Genomic DNA, 19,105 nt, shown 5'->3' with positions numbered 1-19,105 from the left:
AAACCTTTATCAGCACTGATAAAGGTTTTTTTGTTTTCTTATTTTATCTGACACATTCTCCCGAATGGCAGTGGTAGCCTGATGGACAAAGCCCGTTGATGCAGGGGCCGGCAGCATCAGGATAGCACCTTTCATCTGCACGGCAATGAGAGTGAGGAGGGCAAAGAGAAAGCAGATTGCCAAGGCAAACGCCTACAGGAAGAGGAAGATTCAGTTCTATTCCAATGGCTCCGATCATGTTTTTTAATGTTTTTCTGTTTAATTTTTTCATGGTTTTTGTTGTTAGGTGTTAGTGATTTTTTAATATACTTTCAAGTTCTGTGATGAAATCTTTCTGTGCCGGATTGATCCGTTTTTGAGCTTCTTCTGAAGCAAACCATTCCCATTGGTCCACTTCGGGAACTTCAATTATTTTGCCGGATTTGGGCGGCCATTCTAATGGAAAACTATTGCTGTAAAGGTCTGAAGTATCAATATCTCCTTCCAGGGCCCATGCATAAACTGTTTTTCCTCCTTTTTGTCTGATGGGTGATAATTCTATGAATTGGCCTTCTGCTGTTGTACCTGTTTCTTCTTTAAATTCCATTAATGCCCTCTCCAAGGGATCTTCATCGGGAAGAATCTCTCCTTTGGGGATAGACCATGCGCCAGAATCTTTATTTCTCCAGAAAGGACCACCGGGATGAACCAGAAAGTAATACAGACTGTCTTTTTCTTTTTTAAAGAGCAGAATCCCGGAACTCGTTTTCATGGGTTTAAAGATTTGATTATTAAAGATATGAAAAATATATAATCAGATGATCAATAAGATCAACCTTTCTTTTTAAACTGAGAGGGTGACATTTGTTTGTACGTTTTGAATATTTTATTAAAATGGCTGGCATCATTGAAACCCAGCCTGTCGGCAATTTCACTGATATTATAATGGCTTTGCAGTAAAAGCTTTTCAGCAGTCTTCAGCTTATGCTGTATGATGTGCTGTTGTATCGAGAAACCTGTCTGTTTTTTAATATAAATGCTGATGTAATTGGGAGAAAGCATAAATTCTTCAGCCAGGTTATCAATTTTCATTTTATCAGCATCCAGAGCATTGACATTGATATAATACAGGATCTTTTCAATTCTGTTTAGATTTTGAGTGAGCCGGTTTTTGGCATTAGCATTTTGCATCGTATTCCGGATCAGAATAGTCATGATACCCGAAAACAGATCAGTAGTTATCTCTTTGTTATAGGTGTTTTTATGGCTGAATTCATACAGAAGAATCCGGGCAAGCTGTAAAAGATGCTCCCTGTCTGTTTTACTCTTAATCGCTGATTCATAAACGAAGGAATGATCTTCCATCAGGAGCTGTACAGCCTTTTTAAGTTCATTCTTTTTGTTGGGCAGTAAGTTTTCCCAGATATACTGTTCTGTGAATTTTATATAAATGAATTTCGTTTTGTTTTTAATTGAAAATTCATGACCGTCACTTGGTCTGAGCAGAAATACATCCCCCTTTTTATACGGGAAAGTAATGCTGTTGAGGTGATGAAATCCTTTTCCGCTTTCTATAATGATCAGTTCATAAAAATTATGATTGTGATACTCAACATCCCAGTTTTCCTTTTCAATACTGAAAACATTGAAAGAGTTGAAATTAACGATTCGTTTCATAGAAGAATGGATTTTTACAAATTTACCATTAATTTTTACAATATATGCCAATGGATTATTGATGAATTTTGCCTTATCAATACATTCAAAATGAAATATATAAAACAATCAGTATTGCTGCTTGCCTCAGCAATTGTTCTGATGTCCTTTTCTGATCATGAAAGGGGTACAACAGAAAAAAAGCAGCAGCATGAAAGACAGACCCAAACAAAAAAATACTGGCCCAATGGTGCTCAATTGGTTATTTCCGTTTCCATGCAGTTTGAAACGGGTGGACAACCGGAAGGCGCTGAAAGTCCTTTCAGTGGAACTCCTCTTCCCAAGGGACAGCCGGACCTTCCCGCAGAAAGCTGGTACCGCTACGGAGGAAATGAAGGAATTTACCGTATGCTGGATTTATGGAAAAAATACGACATTAAAGTTACCTCTCATGTCGTAGGAAGTGCTGCTGAAAAGTATCCTGAAGTCGCCAAAGCTATTGCAAACGGAGGTCATGAAATTGCCGCTCATGGTTTTACCTGGGATAACCAGTGGAATAAAAATTATGCTGACGAACTGAATTTCGTAAAGAAAGGTGTGGATGTTGTAGAAAAGATTACAGGACAGAAAGCTGTTGGTTATAATGCCAACTGGCTGAGAAGAAGCCCGAATACACTTAAAGTATTGCAGGAACTGGGTTTTCTGTATCATATCGATGACCTGAGCCATGATGAACCTTTTATAACTAAAGTAAAAGGAAAAAACTTTGTGGTCGTTCCTTATACGCTTCGTAACAATGATATTGTCAATATTGAAGGGAAACACTGGAGCCCGGAGCAGTTTTTGGCCCAGCTGAAATTTGAATTTGACCGTTTGTATGAAGAAGGAGCTTCCAAAAGGAGAATGATGAGTATCAGTTTTCATGACAGAATAGGTGGAACTCCTGCAATGGTACATGCCATGGAGGAATTTATTCAATATACACAACAAAAACAGGGAGTCGTTTTTATGAGAAAAGATGATATTGCTAAAATGGTGATGAACGATCCCGATACTCCGGTTGACAACAGCGAAGAAAAGTTTAATAAGTAAGGAAGCGGGAAGCTGGAGGAAGGAAGTTATCGAAGTCTGTAAAAACAATTACAGAATAATTGAATAATGATGAACACAATAAAAGTGAATCCCAACAGATTTATATCTTCCGGCATCCGGCTTCCAGCTTCCATCCTAAAAAAAATACCTTTATGAATAACACAAAAACAGCCTATTTTTTCCTTCGTGTGTCGATGGGAATCAACTTTTTGGGACACGGATTGGTTCGTCTCGTGAAATTGCAGGACTTTGCATCAGGAATGATGAAGGGTTTTGAAACAAGCTGGCTTCCGCAGCCATTGGTCCATCTTTTTAGTGTCACTCTCCCCTTTCTCGAATTTATAATCGGCCTTCTGCTGATCATTGGTTTTAAAACCCGTATTGCGGCGATGGCCGGAGCTTCTCTCATTATTCTGTTGCTTTTTGGAAGCAGTACTGTTGAAAACTGGGAAGCAATGGGCATTCAGATGATTTATGCAGGTTTGTTCTACATTCTGATCAGCAGAATTGAGGATAATTACCTGGCATTGGACCGAAAATAAAAACAGTAAGGCTGAAAAAAGTAAAGAATTACCTGATTATTATAATTTTTTTTACTCTTTATCCAACCACAAAAGTCACAAAAGGTTTCATTTTAATACACTTAAGTTTATTTAGGTAAAATGATATCGCAGTAAAGTTCACATAAGATGAAAATCTTTGATTTTCACAAAACTTTGGTGTACTCATTACGCACAATGTTTGGCTCTGAAAAAATTGAAGTATTTAAAACTTTTGTGCCTTTTGTGGTTAAGAATGATTCAATGCTGTATTTTTATTTTCTCAGCCTAATTATTTTCTGCTTTTTTACATTGTTCAGAGATTATGTTACAACTTCCTTAGATTCAGTTACTCTGTTTTTATAGTTAAAGCTCGCCTTAAAGATTCCCGGAATTTAATGTAACTACCTACAGACAGGGAATTGAACAAATTAAAAAAGAAAAACAATCTGTAAAATAAAAAGTGCTTATAAAAAACGCAAAGTTTTAATGGTTCAGATTTTTACTAAAAATGAGTAATGGTATTGCCCATAAGGTGCATCATTAATTTTCCCCCTGATGCCTCAAAATAAAGTAAACATTAAAATCTTTGCGTTTAATACTTTCTGATGTATACTTGTTCTTATGAGAAGATTGATTTTGTTATCGTAATAAGGCTCATGGCAATAACCACCATTCCTACCACCACAAACATTTTCTTTGTTGGAAGTTTTGCCGTAAGCATCGCAGAAAACGGAGCGGTAAAGACACCACCCAATAAAAGTCCCAGAACAATATTCCAGTGGTGGATACCTATGGTAAAAATAAAGGTAATGGCACTGGTAATGGTTAGTAAAAACTTGGCAACAGTGGAACTTCCCACTACATAGCGGGGAATTCTTCCCTCTTTAATTAATGTTCCGGTAACCAATGGTCCCCAGCCACCTCCTGCAAAGGAATCAATAAAACCACCTACAAGTCCCAAAACTCTAAGATTGGTTCTTCGTTTGTTTTTAACTTGTCCTGATTTTTTATCTTTGAATGCATTGTTTAAGATATTAATTCCAAGATAGAGCGTGTAGCAGGCAATAATTGGTTTTACGATGTGAGCATAATGTTCACCATAATGAGACAGCGTTAGAGCACCGATAACAGAACCTACAATAGCCAATGGAAACAGCACCCAGACCATTTTTTTATTCACATTTCCCAATTTATAATGACTGAAACTCCCGGCTGCTGTGGTAAACGATTCAGCAGAGTGAATGCTGGCACTTACAACGGGAGGCGGAACATTCAGCAGTAAAAGGATGGTAGTACATATCACTCCGTAGCCCATTCCCATTGATCCGGCGACAATTTCTGCCATAAAGCCCGCAAACAGCATCCAGTAAAAAATATGGCCATCTTTGTTCAGAAAATGCTGAATATCATCAGATAAACTGAACTGATATACGACAAGGCCAAATAAGCCGAAAAGAAGTAAAACACCAATGATGGCCAGATAAATATTGGCTTTTCTCTGGGCTGTTTTGGTGATACTGATCAGCTTTTGAATTTCCATATCCGGTTTTGCAGCAACTTTTCCTTCGGACAGATATTCTGTTGTAATCTTATTAAGTTCTTTTACTTTATAATTAAAATCGCCTGTCAGTTGATTACGGATATGCTGCATATTGTCCAGTACATGATCCATTTCATCCGGGATAACCTCTGTGAAGGTTTCTCTTAATCTTTTAGCGATAGTCGGAGATTTTCCATTGGTGGAAATAGCTATTTTAAGACTTCCCTTTTTAACAATGGAACCTAAATAAAAATCACAAAGATCAGGCTTGTCGGCAATATTGACCAATACATTTTTTTTCTGGGCTTTTTCTCTGATTTCCCCGGCAAGATTAATATCATTTACTGCAATAATGGCCAGATCAGTATCGTTAAAATCGTGGTCATGATATGCTCTTTCATGAATAGTTATATTGGAAAACTGATTTTGTAAAATTCTGACCTCAGGAATAATTTCTTTGGCTACCAGTTTGATAGATGTTTCCGGTGAATTGCCCAGAACAGATTCAAGTTTTTCAAGGGCAACCTTGCCGCCGCCAATGATCAGCAGCGACAGGTTTTCAAGTTTTAAAAAGATGGGATATAAAGAATTGCTCATCCTGATTACAGTTTTAAGTCATACGTAAAAGCGAGATAATACAGTCCTCCGATTTCAGGGCCTGCTGCATACTGGAAGTAACGGCGGTTCAGCAGATTGGTAGCTCCGATTTTAATATGGGCATGAATTTCAGGCAGTTTCCATGTAGCCTGTGCATCAATGGTGTAATAAGCAGGAATTTGGCCTGAGGCTAAAGGACTTTCCCACATAAAGCTGCTCTGCCATCTTGCGACAATGGTAAACCCTATGTTTTTAACAATTTCTCTGTTTCCAACACTTACATTCACCATCCATTTCGGGGTATTGAAAGCGGTGATAAATAGGTCTGAGTTATTATTGGAAGCCAGATCATTATAAGAAACATTCGTATTTACATTATAATTTCCTGTAATATTATAACGAATTCCTAAAGAGGTTCCGTAGCTTTTGTAGGTACTGTTGCTGTTCGTATAAACTCTATAACGATCCTGTTTGCTTCTGTCGAGCATTGCAAGTACGGCTGCACTGCTTCCTACCTGGCTGTTTTTAGGAACAGCCACCTCTACCTGACCAAGGAATCCTTCGTAGATATTGTAATAAAAATCCCAGTCCAGCACCAGTTTATTATTGAAAAAAGTAGACTTATACCCTACTTCAAATGAATTGATCTTTTCCGGCTGTAACTTCTGCAGATTGGCTACCGCTAAAAGCTGCTTATTATCCTGGGCTGCCTGAGCCTGGGTTTTCCCGGCATCTACATCTGCATTTACTGCTGAGGTGAATTTATCGATGGAAGCCAGCGTATAAGAGTTTTCCAGATAACCTAATCCGTCATTTACTTTGGACAGGCCTCCTACTCTTCTTACATTTCCGTTATTCACGAATGAAAGGGCTTCAAATAAAGATGGAAAACGATAGCCGTTTTGAAAAGAGGCCCGGAAATTATGCTGTTTTACAGGGGAATACACTACACTTATTCTTGGATTTAGTTTAGCTTCAAATTCCGGGTTTCTGTCGATCCGTAAAGCGGCATTGATTTTTAATTTATCATTAAAGAAAAGCCTGGTAATCTGTGCAAAAGCCCCATATTTCTGATAGATAACATCTTTCCCGAAAGTACCATTGGCTAAAGGAATGTTTCTTTCATTCACGGGACGATTGAAATCGACAAAATTGTTTCCATCCGGAGTAATGCTATACAGGCGGTAATCTATACCAGCCAGAAGGCTGAATATCTTCACAAACCTGCTGAAATCATAGGTCAGTTCTCCCTGATAAAAGCGGGATTTCTGTTCCAGTTTTGCCCCGCCTGTTGCCGGAGCTCCTGCTACTCCTGCATTGGCCGAATCCCAGTTATTAATTCCAATAATGGTATTTTTTAACTGTTCAAAGGCTGCAGTTCCCGGTACAGCCCTGTTTTTATCAGCTTCCTGACGGGCGAGAATAAATGCTTCGTTAAGATTGATTCCGGCATTCAGGCTGTTCTGCAGTGCAGTCTGGAATCTATTTTTCCAGTTGGTATTGGAAAGATTCGTCAGATCAAGATTATCTGCCAAAGGTTTGAGATTATAGGAATCTCCTGTATTTTCTATCGATATATAAGCTCTGAAGGTTAATTCTCTTCCTGTCAGTTCTACTTTATGATTCTGAACCGTAGCATTCTGCAGACGGATTTTATTTCCTCTCTGGAAAGTTCCGTCCAGCAAACCATAACGATACACATAAGATGTTCTCCACTGATCTCCGAAACGGTAATATAATCCAGCATCGAACTTAATGTTCTTCACATCAGGACTTACCAGATCTTTTTCCAGATATCCGGTTCTCGAGACGTTGAATGTGGTTGGTTTTCCGTTGTAATCTACTTTTACGGCAACACGGTTGTTTCTTTCATCTCCATACTTATTCCAAAGATCTTCTGCCGGATTGTTGGCCAAAGCAAAATTAGGATTGGCTGTAACTAATGATCCCGGATTCTGATCGGTCAGATTATTGGAAATCCAGTCGGTTCCACTGAAATAAGAGGCATTGACTTTCACTGCAAAGTTTTTATTGATCACTTTTGCAAAACGGATAGCACTTTCTCCCAGAGAACTTATTTTATGGTTCACATTGTCTACATGATTTACTCCGCCACGGAAATAAACACTTATCCCCTCAGAGGTAAACGGATCTTTGGTCTGTAAACTGGCTAGCCCATTAATTGCATTCATTCCATACAACGCTGAAGCTGCTCCCGGAGTCACTTCCATAGATTGGATATCCAGTTCTGTAGGTCCTATCGCATTTCCCAACGGTACTCCCAACGTTGCCGATTGTACATCTACGCCATCTACCAGCTGCATAAAACGGAAATTATTGGGTGAATTGAAACCTCTTGAATTAGGGATTTTCAACGTAAGGCTTGATGTTAAAAGCTGAAGCCCTTTTACATTTTCCAGTGTTTCATAGAATGAAGCTGCCGGACTTTCCCTGATGGTTTTAATATCAATTTTTTCAATGGCGATCGGAGATCTTAATATTTTTTCAGGTACTCTGGAGGCTGAAATTACAACATCATCAATAATGGTATTCTGAGGATTAAGACCTACCGTTATTTTGTTGGAAGGTGAAAGTATTTCAACTGTCTGACTGGTAAAGCCATCTTTCCGAATCACCACCCTGAAGGGAATGGTAACCCTTGTTCTGATTTTAAAATTACCTGCCTGATCCGTTAATGCGGCATCCTGTGTATTTTCGATCTGTACTTTTACGGAGTCAAGACCTTTGCTTGTTCCTGTGTTTTTGATGCTTCCACTAAGCTCTATAAGTTGCTGCTGAGCTTCTGCCAGGTTAAAAAATAGAAATGTAAATGCAATAATACCTGCTTTTGGTAGAAAATTTCCCTGCTTTTTGTTTTTCATTTTTTCTTCATTTTTTAGGTTGAGAATGAAGCTGCCTGAATTTTTACATTGATTATTTTTACCACAAAAGGCACAAAAGTTTTCATTTTAAATACTTTAGTTCAATTATGTAAGTTTAAAATGACACTGTAGAAAAGTTCACATTAGATGAAAATCAAAGATTTTTACAAAACTGAGGTGTACTTATTATGCACAAAGTTTGGCTCTTAAAAAGCTTAAGGGTTTAAAACTTTTGTGACTTTTGCGGTTTTGAATCGAAAAACTTCAAACAGCTTTGTTTGTATTGTTATTTAAGAATCAACAACACATACACATTCGTCCGCTTAAATGAAGAGGTTGAGCTTTTTTGTTTTTTTTCAGATCATAATGAAAATCAGCCATATAATTAATTTAAGGTAGGTAAGTAACGGTATGAAAAATCACCAAATGTTTCCTCTGCAAGTCTTTTCTGTACATAAATCCCGAAAAGTTCATCCAGGGTGGTCAGAATTTCTTCTTCACCAATATTTTCTTTAAATTTTGTATTCAGTCGCATTCCTAAGCGGTCTCCACCAATATGAAGATTGTATTTCCCATAAGCTGTTCCCACAAATCCGATTTCGGCATTCGGAGATCTTCCGCAGCCGTTAGGACAGCCGGTCATACGGATGGTAATATCTTCTTCCAGCAAGCCATATTTTTCAAGAATAGGTTCTATTTTGGTAACCAGGGAAGGCAGATAACGCTGTGCTTCTGCCAGAGCCAGTGAACAAGTGTTCAGAGCAACACACGCAACAGAGTTTTTACGTAAAGCACTTGCTCCGTCGGTATGTTCTGAAATTCTGTACTCTTTTAAAACAGCTTCAATTTCAGCTTTATCCTTTTCATCAATATCAGCAAGAATAAGGTTCTGGTTGCAGGTAAAACGGAAATTGGCTTTCCCTGTCTGTGCAATTTTTAACAGTCCTGATTTTAAAGGATATCCTTCAATATCAAGGATTCTTCCATGCTCTACAAATACGGTGTAAAACCACTTTCCTTCATGATTCTGTATCCAGCCGTAGCGGTCTTTTCTTTGTGTAAACTTAAATTCACGGGCCGGCTCAAAACTGAAGCCTGCTCTCTTTTCTACTTCAGCTCTGTACTGATCGATACCTAATTTATCAATGGTGTATTTTAATCTTGATAATTTCCGGTCGCTCCTGTTTCCAAAGTCTCTTTGTACCGTGATAATTTCGTAGACGGCTTTCAATACTTTTTCTTCGGTATCCACAAATCCAAGGATAGAAGCAAGACGGGCATACGTGGCTTCATTTCCGTGAGTGGCGCCTAATCCTCCTCCGGCAGCAATATTATATCCTACGATTTTATTATTTTCGATAATCGCAATTAAGGCAATATCATTGATGAATACATCCACATCGTTATTGGGTGGAACGGCAATTCCTATTTTCAGTTTTCTTGGAAGATATCTGTCCTGATACAATGGATCTTCCTCTGCTTTACGGTCTACCAGAAGTTCATCATCAATCCAGATATCATAATAAGCTTTGGTTTTCGGAAGACACATTTCACTGATTTTTCCGGCCAGTTCATAAGCTTCCTGCTGTAAAGGCGATTCCGAAGGATTGGCTGTACAGGTTACGTTTCTGTTGACATCTCCACAGGCCGCAATAGAATCCAGATGCTGCAGATTGAAGCTCTGGATGGTAGGTCTTAAATGAGATTTTAAAATACCATGCAGCTGAATGGTTTGTCTTGTCGTTACTTTAATGGTTCCTGTGGAATGATCTTCAGCGGTTTCATTCAATCCAACCCATTGTTCCGGAGTTAAAAAACCGCCGGGAAGTCTTAATCTGATCATATAAGAATACAGCCACTCCAGTTTTTTGGAGACACGCTCTTCCCTTCTGTCTCTGTCGTCCTGCTGGTACATTCCGTGAAATTTGATCACAGTCTGGTCATCTTCTCTGATGGCTCCGGTGAAGTTATATGCAAGACTTTCCTTTAAAGTTCCTCTGAGTCCGTTACTGCCGGTTTTAATTTTTTCTACCGGTGAAAGGTTCTCTTTATTGTTGTTCATAATTGTTTCCTTTAATTTTTACGGGTACTTCTTTTTAATACACATCTTTAGCATATCTGCCGCTCAGTTCCATTTCTTCCAGGTAGGTTACAGCATCTTCTTTGCTGCGTTTTCCTTCATTCTGTATAATGGTGAGAAGCGTTTGTTCTACATCACGGGCCATGGGTTCTTTAGCACCGCATACATACACCGATGCTCCGCCTTCCAGCCAGTAAAATACTTCCTGGGCTTTTTGTTCCAACCTGTGCTGAACATATACTTTTTCAGCTGTATCTCTTGAAAAAGCGAGATCTAAATGCGTCAGACTGCCTGTTTTGAGAAAATCCTGCAGCTCTGCCTGGTAAAGGAAATCGGATACAAAGTTCCTGTCCCCGAAAAACAGCCAGTTTTTTCCTCCTGCTCCTGTGGCATCACGTTCCCAAAGGAATGACCTGAAAGGCGCAATCCCTGTTCCCGGACCAATCATGATGATATCTTTATCCGCTTCCGGCAATTTGAAATGTCCTGCTTCCTGAATATAAAATTCCAACGCTTCCCCTTCTTTGAATTCACTCAGAAAACCACTGCATAACCCATTATGTTTCTGATGGTCAATAAAGAACTCAGATTTAGCAACCGTAATATGAATTTCCGTATCACCATGCGCTTCCACAGAGGAGGAAATGGAATACAGACGCGGCGCCTGAGCGGTTAATATCTGTATGATTTCTTCAAATTCATCTGCATTTTTTACAGGGTAAATCCTAAGCAGATCAAGAAGGCTTAATCTAACTTCCGGAATGGAATGTCCTGTTATTTTTGCATATTGAGCCACCACAGATTTAAGTAAATAGCTGATGTTAAGATGCTTGTGCAGGAGTTCTTCCACAGTGTCTGTAACTTTTGCTGTTTCAACCTGTTTTTTAGGATTAATTCCTGTGAGTGTAATAATCTCATCTACAACCTCTTTTGAATTGAAAGGGATCACTCCCAAAGCTGCACCGGGGCGGTAACTAAGCGCTTCTTCAGTTTCAATTTCAATATGATAGGTTTCTTTTTCTGAGGTAATATCGTTAAGGTTGATGATGGCTGAAACTTTTCCCTGATATTTCTTTCTTCCGGTAGAAACCTTTGGAGCTGAAGCATTTTTTGTACTCTGACCAGCACTTTTATGCACTGTTTCAAATACATGTTCTATCCAATGAGAAGCTTCCTGTTCGTAATCAATGTCACATTTCTTTAATGGAATAATACGGTGGGCACCTAATATTTCAAAACGTGAATCCACATCTTCTCCGGTTTGGCAGAACAGAGGATAACTGCTGTCTCCCAATGCCAGAACTCCGTATTTAAGTCCGCTGAGATCAATTTCATTTTCATGAATATAATCGTAGAATTTTTTAGCAAGAGCAGGCGGTTCACCTTCTCCCTGAGTGCTGATGACAATAAAGAAGAATTCCTCTTTTGTAAGATCTTTAGGCTTGTATTGGGAAAGGTCAGCCAGCTTTACCTGAAGTCCCTTTTTCTTCACTATACCGGCCAGTGCGGTAGCCAGTTTCTTACTGTTTCCGGTTTCTGTGCCGTAAGCCAGCGTTATTTTCTTTACAGCATTCTGTGTAGTGGTATTCGTTTCCAGTGGTGGCAGAACGGCGGTAATTGAGGACCCTCCGGCAATACCCGCAAGATATCCGCTTGCCCAGATGGCTTCGTCTCTGGAGAGGTCTCCGGAGATTTGTTTTAATACATTTAATTTAGATTCAGACAGCATATTCAAAGAAATTTTGAGTTGTGGGGATTAGAGTTCCGTTTTCTACTGATTTAAAATAAAGACCTTCCTGCTCGGCATTTTCCAACCATGAAAATTCTTCATGCAGATTGACAATTTTGCCAACCACAACTAAAGAAGGAGATGCAAAGGTTTTATCTCCGAATTTTTCGTTAAAATCATCAAATGATGACGTGTATACCTTTTGGAAAGGCGTTGTAGCCTGTTCAATGACTGCAATTTTTTTATCACCTGAAATCTGAAGTGCTTTCAGCTTTTCCACAAGAGGAGTAAGATTTCCTTTAGACATGTAGAAAACAAGGGTATCATTGGTTAAGGCAAGCTCTTGCCAATACTCTTCCGTCACGATTTCCGATTTATAATACGTCAGAAAACGTACAGATGTAGAATAACCTCTTGCCGTTAAAGGCATCCCTGCAAAGGCTGCTGCTCCTAAAGCCGCTGTAATTCCCGGAATGATTTCGTAAGGAATATGATTTTCTTTTAAAGCCTGTAATTCATCAAGAATATTCGAGAATATGGAAACATCCCCTCCTTTCAATCTTACAATCGTTTTATTCTGACGGGCATATTCCACCATCAAAGTATTGATATGAGATTGAGGGGTGGAAGCATTTTTGCTGCATTCTTTGCCTACATAAATGATTTCTGTGTTTTCATTAACGTAGGTTTCCAGAATTTCAGGACTTACAAGGCGGTCGCATAAAACAACGTCAGCTTCTGCGATTGCTTTTACCGCTTTTACAGTGATCAGTTCAGGGTTGCCGGGCCCTGCACCGATAAGGAAGACCTTTGGTGATTTTATATTTGTTTTCATTGAAGTAGTTGTTAATTAAGGAATTAGAAAAGTCCTTCTACCGACAGATATCTCTCTCCGGTATCGTAATTAATCGTCAGGATTTTAGCGTTAGGTGGTATTTCCGGTAAATGTTTGGCGATGGCTGCTAAAGCGGCTCCTGTTGAAACTCCGACAAAAAGACCTTCTTTTTTAGCTGCGTTAAGGGCATATTCATAAGCTTCTTCTTTGCCTACTGTAATCACTCCGTCTAATAGGGTAATATCCAGAATGGAAGGTACAAAGCCGGCTCCTAATCCCTGTAATGGGTGTGGTGCCGGGTTTCCTCCACTTAATACAGGAGATAATTCCGGTTCTACAGCAATTACTTTTACGTTAGGAAATTTATCTTTAACCACTTTTGCGATTCCGGTGATATGTCCTCCGGTTCCTACTCCGGTAATGATATAATCAAGTCCCTCAGGAAAGTCTTTTAAGATTTCCTGTGCTGTGGTTTCTACATGTACTTTTACATTGGCAGGATTGTCAAACTGTCTTGGAATCCATGAATTGGGTGTTTCTTCAGCAAGTTCATTAGCTTTTTCAATAGCCCCTTTCATTCCTTTTTCTCTTGGAGTAAGCACGAATTCTGCTCCGTAGGCTTCCATGATTTTACGGCGTTCTATACTCATGCTTTCAGGCATAACAAGGATTAGCTTATACCCTTTTACGGCAGCAGCCAGAGCGAGTCCTATTCCCGTATTTCCACTGGTAGGCTCTATGATAACGCTGTCTTTATGTAATAATCCTTTGGCTTCTGCATCTTCAATCATCGCCAGTCCGATTCTGTCTTTAATGCTTCCCCCCGGATTGTTTTTTTCAAGTTTGATCCAGACTTCGTGATCTGAACCGAAGAGTTTGTTGATTTTCACGACGGGTGTATTCCCAATCGTTTCTAATGCATTCTGAAATTTCATATCAATGTACTTTTTATTTTTGTTTTTTTAGATCACAAAGGTTAATGATTCCGGTAATGAAGAATTATCCTTTATTTTTATTTCACTTTTGTGGTACACCAGAGAATTGGCAGGAACATCCTGTGTAACCCAGACATTTCCTCCGATAATACTTTCTCTGCCTATGGTAGTTTCGCCTCCCAGAATAGTAGCTCCCGAGTAGATAATCACATCATCTTCAATATTGGGATGTCTTTTCTGATGGGCTTTTTCTTTGGAAACATTCAAGGCTCCGAGGGTTACTCCCTGATAGATTTTGACATTATTTCCGATAACCGTTGTTTCTCCGATCACAATTCCTGTTCCGTGATCAATGAAAAAAGACTTTCCGATGGTGGCTCCCGGATGAATATCAATTCCCGTTTTACTGTGGGCATATTCTGAAATCACACGGGGTAAAATCTTTACCTCCTGACTCCAGAGCTGATGCGAGATACGATAAACATACGTGGCAAAAAAGCCGGGATATGCCAGGTATACTTCTTCCAGTGAGTCAGCGGCAGGATCAAATTCCAGAATGGATTTTGCATCCAGTACCAGCTGATCATAGAGTTGTGGTAAAGCTTCAAAAAAACGATCAACCTGTTTTTCGGTAATAATTTTATCTCCTGTTACCGTATTGATAAGGTCTGAAAGTGTTTCCTGGAGCGCTTCAAAATTTCTTTTCAGCTGATCTTCAGTATTGTCATCCTGAGGAAGGAAAAGTGTTTCGTACAAATCCTTCACCCATTTTTTTGTCTTTATTTTATCAAAGAATCCATGAATATTATTTTGCTTAGTCTGATGAATTCTCTCTGTTAATTGATCGGAAATTGCCATTTTTCTATTGAATTATACAGGCTGCTACCGTTGAATTGGACGTTTCATCCACCAGAATGGCAGAGCCCGTTGTTTTATTATTGGTAAAGCTGTCATAGACCAAAGGCTGTGCCGTTCGCAGGGTAACTTTCACAATTTCATTCAGTTTGATCTCTCCATCGGCCTGTTCTCTGATAAGGGTATTGACATTGATCTTGTAATCTACCTCTTTTACTACTGCTTTTATCAGTCTGCTGTTCTGCTGCAAAAGGTATTTGTTTCCTTGCTGCAGCGGTTTCTGATCAAGCCAGCATAAAAGGATTTCAAGATCTTTTTCAACAGTGGGAACATGTTCTTCCGTAGCAAAAATATCTCCTCTGCTGATATCTACATCATGAGCCAAATGAATAACGGCTGGCTGGCCTTCAAAGGCTTCTTCTTTTTCAATGCCATTGATCTCAATTTTAGTGATTTCAGTGGTCAGGTCCGCCGGAAGAATGTGAATTTTATCTCCTTTGGTGAACTTTCCGCTTAATATTTGTCCGGCATATCCTCTGTAATCATGCAGTTCTTCAGTTTGAGGACGAATCACATACTGAACCTGAAAACGGCTTCCGTTATTTTTTTCTTCATTGATTGTTACTTCTTCAAGATATTCCAGTAAAGAAGTTCCTTCATACCACTCTGTTCTGGAAGATTTTGAAACAATATTATCTCCTTTTAATGCTGAGATGGGAAAATAACTTACGTCATTCAGTCCAAGATTTTCAGCAATTTTTGCATATTCTGATTTTATGTTTTCAAAGACTTCTTCGGAATAATCCACCATATCCATTTTATTGATGGCTACAGCTACTTTTTTTAATTGTAATAAAGAAGCGATGATAGAATGTCTTCTGGTTTGTTCAATCACTCCTTTTCTTGCATCAATCAGAATAACCATCAGATCTGAGTTGGATGCTCCGGTGATCATGTTGCGGGTATATTGTACATGCCCGGGAGCATCGGCGATGATAAATTTCCTTTTTGCCGTTGAAAAATAACGGTAGGCAACATCAATGGTGATTCCCTGCTCTCTTTCTGCACGGAGACCATCTGTTAAAAGCGCGAGATCTACCCCGTCTTCATTTTTGTTTTTAGAATGTTTTTCAAGGACTTCCAACTGGTCCTGTAAAATGCTTTTGCTATCGTAAAGCAGTCTGCCGATAAGGGTACTTTTACCGTCATCCACGCTTCCTGCTGTTATAAATCTTAATATATCCATCCGATGTTAATTATAAATGATAAGTGATAAATTATGAATGATAATTGATGAAATACTTTGTGTAATCATTGATCAATTATCTTTTATCATTGATTAAAAATAGCCTCCTTTTTTTCTGTCCTCCATAGCGGCTTCTGTTACCCTGTCATCAATTCTGGTTTCGCCACGCTCTGAGATTCTTGTGGCAACAATTTCCTCAATAACGGCATCTATGGTAATGGCGTTAGATTCTACGGCAGCGGTGCATGTCATATCTCCTACGGTACGGTAACGTATTTTTCTGGTGGTAATAATATCTTCCGGTTCCAGTACAACATGGGAAGAATTGGCCAGCCACTGTCCGTTGAAATCGATGACTTCTCTTTCATGCGAGAAATAGATGGAAGGCAGTGCAATTTTCTCTCTTCGGATATAATTCCAGATGTCAAGCTCTGTCCAGTTGCTGATTGGGAAAACTCTTACATTTTCTCCTTTGTGGATTCTTCCGTTGAAGATATTCCACAGCTCAGGACGCTGAAGCTTAGGATCCCACTGCCCGAATTCATCACGAACGGAGAAGATTCTTTCTTTTGCTCTTGCTTTTTCTTCATCTCTTCTGGCTCCTCCGATGCAAGCATCGAATTCAAATTCTTCAATGGTATCAAGAAGTGTGTAGGTTTGAAGCCAGTTTCTGCTAGGGAATTTCCCTTTAGCCTCGGTTAATTTTTTACTTTTTATCGTGTCCTCCACTTTCCTCACTACCAGATTGACATCTAGCTGTTCTACCAGCTGATCACGGAAATCCAATACTTCCGGAAAGTTGTGGCCTGTATCTACATGAACAAATGTAAACGGAATTTTTCCGTGGAAGAATGCTTTTCTTGCAAGATGAGCCAGTACAATGCTGTCTTTTCCTCCACTGAATAACAACGCCGGACGTTCAAACTGGCCTGCGACTTCTCTTAATATATAAATAGATTCGGCTTCTAACTGATCTAAATAATTTAAATGATGTATTGACATGTTTTTCTTTTTTTTATTGATGAATATGCAGACCGCATTCTTTTTTGTTGGCATCTTCCCACCACCAACGGCCTGCTCTGAAATCTTCTCCTTCCTTGATCGCTCTGGTACAGGGCTCACATCCTATGCTCACAAATCCTTTTTTATGAAGGTGATTGTAAGGTAAATGATGATCTTTTACATACGTTGTCACCTGTTCTGTCGTCCAGTGAAGGATGGGATGAAATTTGATGATTTTATTATCAGGATCCCACTCCAGCTGAGGCATATTCTGTCTGTTGGGAGAATGTTCGGATCTCAGACCTGTGATCCAGACTTCATAGCCTTCCAACGCTTTTCTTAAAGGATGAACCTTTCGGATGGTACAGCATGCTTTCCTTTTTTCTACAGATTGATAGAATGAATCAGGGCCGTTTTCTGTGACAAATTCTCTGAGCTCGTCCGTATCCGGATAATAGGCTTTGATGTTCTTTTTAAAAAATGCCTTCGTAGAGGTCCAGGTTTCATAGGTTTGTTCAAAAAGTCTTCCCGTATCCAGAGTGAATATTTCAATATTTAAATCTTTAATCAGATGAGTGATAACCTGATCCTCGTAACTGAAACTGGTTGAAAAGATCACTTTACCCGGGAATCTTTCAGTCAGTATTTGCAGTGCATTGGTTTGAAAAGAAGCTTCATCAGCCTCTTTTACAAGATTTTCGAATTCATTTTTCAGACTGTTTTCCATTTTGAATTGAGATTTAAGTCTTGCAAATATATATAAAATTCTATAACTCCTATCAAAATAGTAGAATTTAAATAAAAAAAATTTTATTCTTTATTGATGAACTTGGTTAAGGTAGCTTCCATCATGCTTTTTCTGGTCTTTTCACGAACGATCATTAATTCTTTCCTAAGATAGCATACCGCTTCATCCACACAATCATCACATGCTTCGTAAAAATTTAAAGAAACGCATGGTGTTAGCGCAATAGGGCCGTCGAAAATACGGTAAATGTCTGCTAATGAGACCTCATCAGGTGATTTTAAAAGGTAATACCCTCCTACTTTACCCTGCTTGCTGTTGACAAGTTTTGCTCTTTTAAGTTCAAGAAGGATTTGTTCCAGAAATTTTTTGGGAATGTTCTCGTCTTGTGCAATAACGGAAGTTGGCAGAAAGCCCTGGTTATAATTCCTTGCTAATCTGACCATTGCTTTAAGCGCATATTTGCAACGTTTCGACATCATAATTCCTGCAAGTTATGATAAATTATCTGATAAATGAAATGTTTTTATGGCTGAAAACTTTGTATTTTAACTACAAATCGAAGATTCGACAAAGTCAAAAGCCACAAAAGATAAAAACACTTAAGTTGATTTTAAGTACAGATAAACTGCTGACAAGTTCACTTAAGTTTAAAAATCGAAGATTTTTATAATACACAAACATCTGTGTAAATCCGTGAAATCTGTGGGAAAAGCTAACCACCCCGTCAAAAATTCTTTGAATTTTCGCCATCCCTCCACAAGATGGGAATTCTAAGTCCTCCGTTTGTAATATGAGCCACAAGTTTACTCTTTCTGTAAAACAAAATACGCCAGTTCCCTATCTTCTCGTGCAAGATTTTCAACTCTTTTAAAGCCGCTTTTCAAAAGTACTTTTTGGGACCCGATATTATCAAGATCCGTTACTGCTACGATATCTTTCTGATGATTTATTGATAAACAGTGGTCAACAAGTGCTTTACAGACTTCGGTTCCGAGACCTTTACCCCAGTATTTTTCATCTAAAGTATAGCCTATTTCCATCTGATCAGGATTGTCAAGAAAGGTTCTGGCAAGGCACATTCCTACAAAATCATTGTTCTGGGGATGGAAAATTCCCCATCTGCTGAATGGTCCCTCTTTATAATCTGCCAATGCTTTGTCAAACATTTCCTTATATTCTTCCGGGGTTTTATAGGGCAGATATCGGGTTACATTTTCATTTTCAAAAAGAGTGGAAAATAATGAAAATTCTTCAGGGGTAAATTCACGGATAATGATCCTGTCGTTTTTATAATGCATGGAATATTGTTATCAAAGAATAAAATTACATAAATAAATGAAGAACTGCTCATAAACAGGATAAAAAAATTGGGCTTACAATGAAGCCC

At 38.8% G+C, this 19,105-nt stretch carries 17 protein-coding genes; 2 read left to right on the top strand and 15 right to left on the bottom strand.

Annotation, left to right across the window (positions count from 1 at the left end):
- Positions 1-43: 43 nt before the first annotated feature.
- From V0410_RS04245 to V0410_RS04235, 3 genes are read right to left on the bottom strand one after another with little or no spacing between them, the layout of a single operon-like run.
- Positions 44-271 (bottom strand): hypothetical protein, encoded by a 228-nt coding sequence (locus V0410_RS04245; RefSeq protein WP_062669420.1) that lies wholly within the window; start codon positions 269-271, stop codon positions 44-46.
- A gap of 18 nt (positions 272-289) precedes the next feature.
- Entirely contained in the window at positions 290-751 is a 462-nt protein-coding gene (locus tag V0410_RS04240; protein WP_330746458.1) for an NUDIX hydrolase, read from the bottom strand.
- 59 nt (positions 752-810) lie between these two features.
- The gene (locus V0410_RS04235) at positions 811-1,656 is read right to left on the bottom strand and encodes an AraC family transcriptional regulator (protein ID WP_330746457.1); all 846 of its coding nucleotides are present in this window, start codon (positions 1,654-1,656) and stop codon (positions 811-813) included.
- A 90-nt stretch (positions 1,657-1,746) separates the two neighbouring features.
- On the opposite strand from V0410_RS04235, the gene V0410_RS04230 reads away from it, so the two are divergent.
- Both V0410_RS04230 and V0410_RS04225 read left to right on the top strand, forming a co-directional pair.
- Positions 1,747-2,727 (top strand): polysaccharide deacetylase family protein, encoded by a 981-nt coding sequence (locus tag V0410_RS04230; RefSeq protein WP_330746456.1) that lies wholly within the window; start codon positions 1,747-1,749, stop codon positions 2,725-2,727.
- Positions 2,728-2,879: 152 nt separating this feature from the next.
- On the top strand, positions 2,880-3,269 hold the full coding sequence (locus V0410_RS04225) for a DoxX family protein (RefSeq protein ID WP_330746455.1): 390 nt from the start codon (positions 2,880-2,882) through the stop codon (positions 3,267-3,269).
- A gap of 619 nt (positions 3,270-3,888) precedes the next feature.
- On the opposite strand, the gene V0410_RS04220 is transcribed toward V0410_RS04225, so the two are convergent.
- From V0410_RS04220 to V0410_RS04165, 12 genes are all read right to left on the bottom strand, one after another.
- Positions 3,889-5,406 (bottom strand): TSUP family transporter, encoded by a 1,518-nt coding sequence (locus V0410_RS04220; RefSeq protein WP_330746454.1) that lies wholly within the window; start codon positions 5,404-5,406, stop codon positions 3,889-3,891.
- 5 nt (positions 5,407-5,411) lie between these two features.
- On the bottom strand, positions 5,412-8,288 hold the full coding sequence (locus tag V0410_RS04215) for a TonB-dependent receptor (protein ID WP_330746453.1): 2,877 nt from the start codon (positions 8,286-8,288) through the stop codon (positions 5,412-5,414).
- Between the two features lie 385 nt (positions 8,289-8,673).
- Positions 8,674-10,350, bottom strand: a complete 1,677-nt coding sequence (locus tag V0410_RS04210) for an NADPH-dependent assimilatory sulfite reductase hemoprotein subunit (protein ID WP_330746452.1) — start codon at positions 10,348-10,350, stop codon at positions 8,674-8,676.
- A gap of 34 nt (positions 10,351-10,384) precedes the next feature.
- The gene (locus tag V0410_RS04205; protein WP_330746451.1) at positions 10,385-12,097 is read right to left on the bottom strand and encodes a diflavin oxidoreductase; all 1,713 of its coding nucleotides are present in this window, start codon (positions 12,095-12,097) and stop codon (positions 10,385-10,387) included.
- Entirely contained in the window at positions 12,087-12,932 is an 846-nt protein-coding gene (gene cobA / locus V0410_RS04200) for a uroporphyrinogen-III C-methyltransferase (protein WP_330746450.1), read from the bottom strand. Before cobA ends, V0410_RS04205 begins: the two co-directional genes overlap by 11 nt.
- Positions 12,933-12,955: 23 nt before the next feature.
- Positions 12,956-13,867, bottom strand: coding sequence for a cysteine synthase A (gene cysK, locus V0410_RS04195; RefSeq protein ID WP_330746449.1), 912 nt, complete (start codon positions 13,865-13,867; stop codon positions 12,956-12,958).
- A 27-nt stretch (positions 13,868-13,894) separates the two neighbouring features.
- Positions 13,895-14,725, bottom strand: coding sequence for a serine O-acetyltransferase EpsC (gene epsC / locus V0410_RS04190; RefSeq protein WP_330746448.1), 831 nt, complete (start codon positions 14,723-14,725; stop codon positions 13,895-13,897).
- Positions 14,726-14,729: 4 nt separating this feature from the next.
- Positions 14,730-15,968, bottom strand: coding sequence for a sulfate adenylyltransferase subunit 1 (locus V0410_RS04185; protein ID WP_330746447.1), 1,239 nt, complete (start codon positions 15,966-15,968; stop codon positions 14,730-14,732).
- Positions 15,969-16,061: 93 nt separating this feature from the next.
- Positions 16,062-16,970 carry a sulfate adenylyltransferase subunit CysD gene (gene cysD, locus V0410_RS04180; protein WP_330746446.1) on the bottom strand — a complete coding sequence of 303 codons (909 nt, stop codon included), beginning with the start codon at positions 16,968-16,970 and terminating at the stop codon, positions 16,062-16,064.
- A 13-nt stretch (positions 16,971-16,983) separates the two neighbouring features.
- Positions 16,984-17,697 (bottom strand): phosphoadenylyl-sulfate reductase, encoded by a 714-nt coding sequence (locus V0410_RS04175; protein WP_330746445.1) that lies wholly within the window; start codon positions 17,695-17,697, stop codon positions 16,984-16,986.
- Positions 17,698-17,780: 83 nt separating this feature from the next.
- Positions 17,781-18,197 (bottom strand): RrF2 family transcriptional regulator, encoded by a 417-nt coding sequence (locus V0410_RS04170; RefSeq protein WP_062669451.1) that lies wholly within the window; start codon positions 18,195-18,197, stop codon positions 17,781-17,783.
- Between the two features lie 324 nt (positions 18,198-18,521).
- A complete protein-coding gene (locus tag V0410_RS04165; RefSeq protein ID WP_330746443.1) occupies positions 18,522-19,016 on the bottom strand; it encodes a GNAT family N-acetyltransferase in 495 nt (164 codons plus the stop codon).
- Positions 19,017-19,105: the final 89 nt, after the last annotated feature.

This window comes from Chryseobacterium sp. CP-77 (assembly GCF_036362765.1).
Taxonomy (GTDB): Bacteria; Bacteroidota; Bacteroidia; order Flavobacteriales; family Weeksellaceae; genus Chryseobacterium; species Chryseobacterium cupriresistens.
The sequence above is the reverse complement of the archived record's forward strand: the minus strand, read 5'-3'. Positions and strand labels throughout refer to the sequence as shown.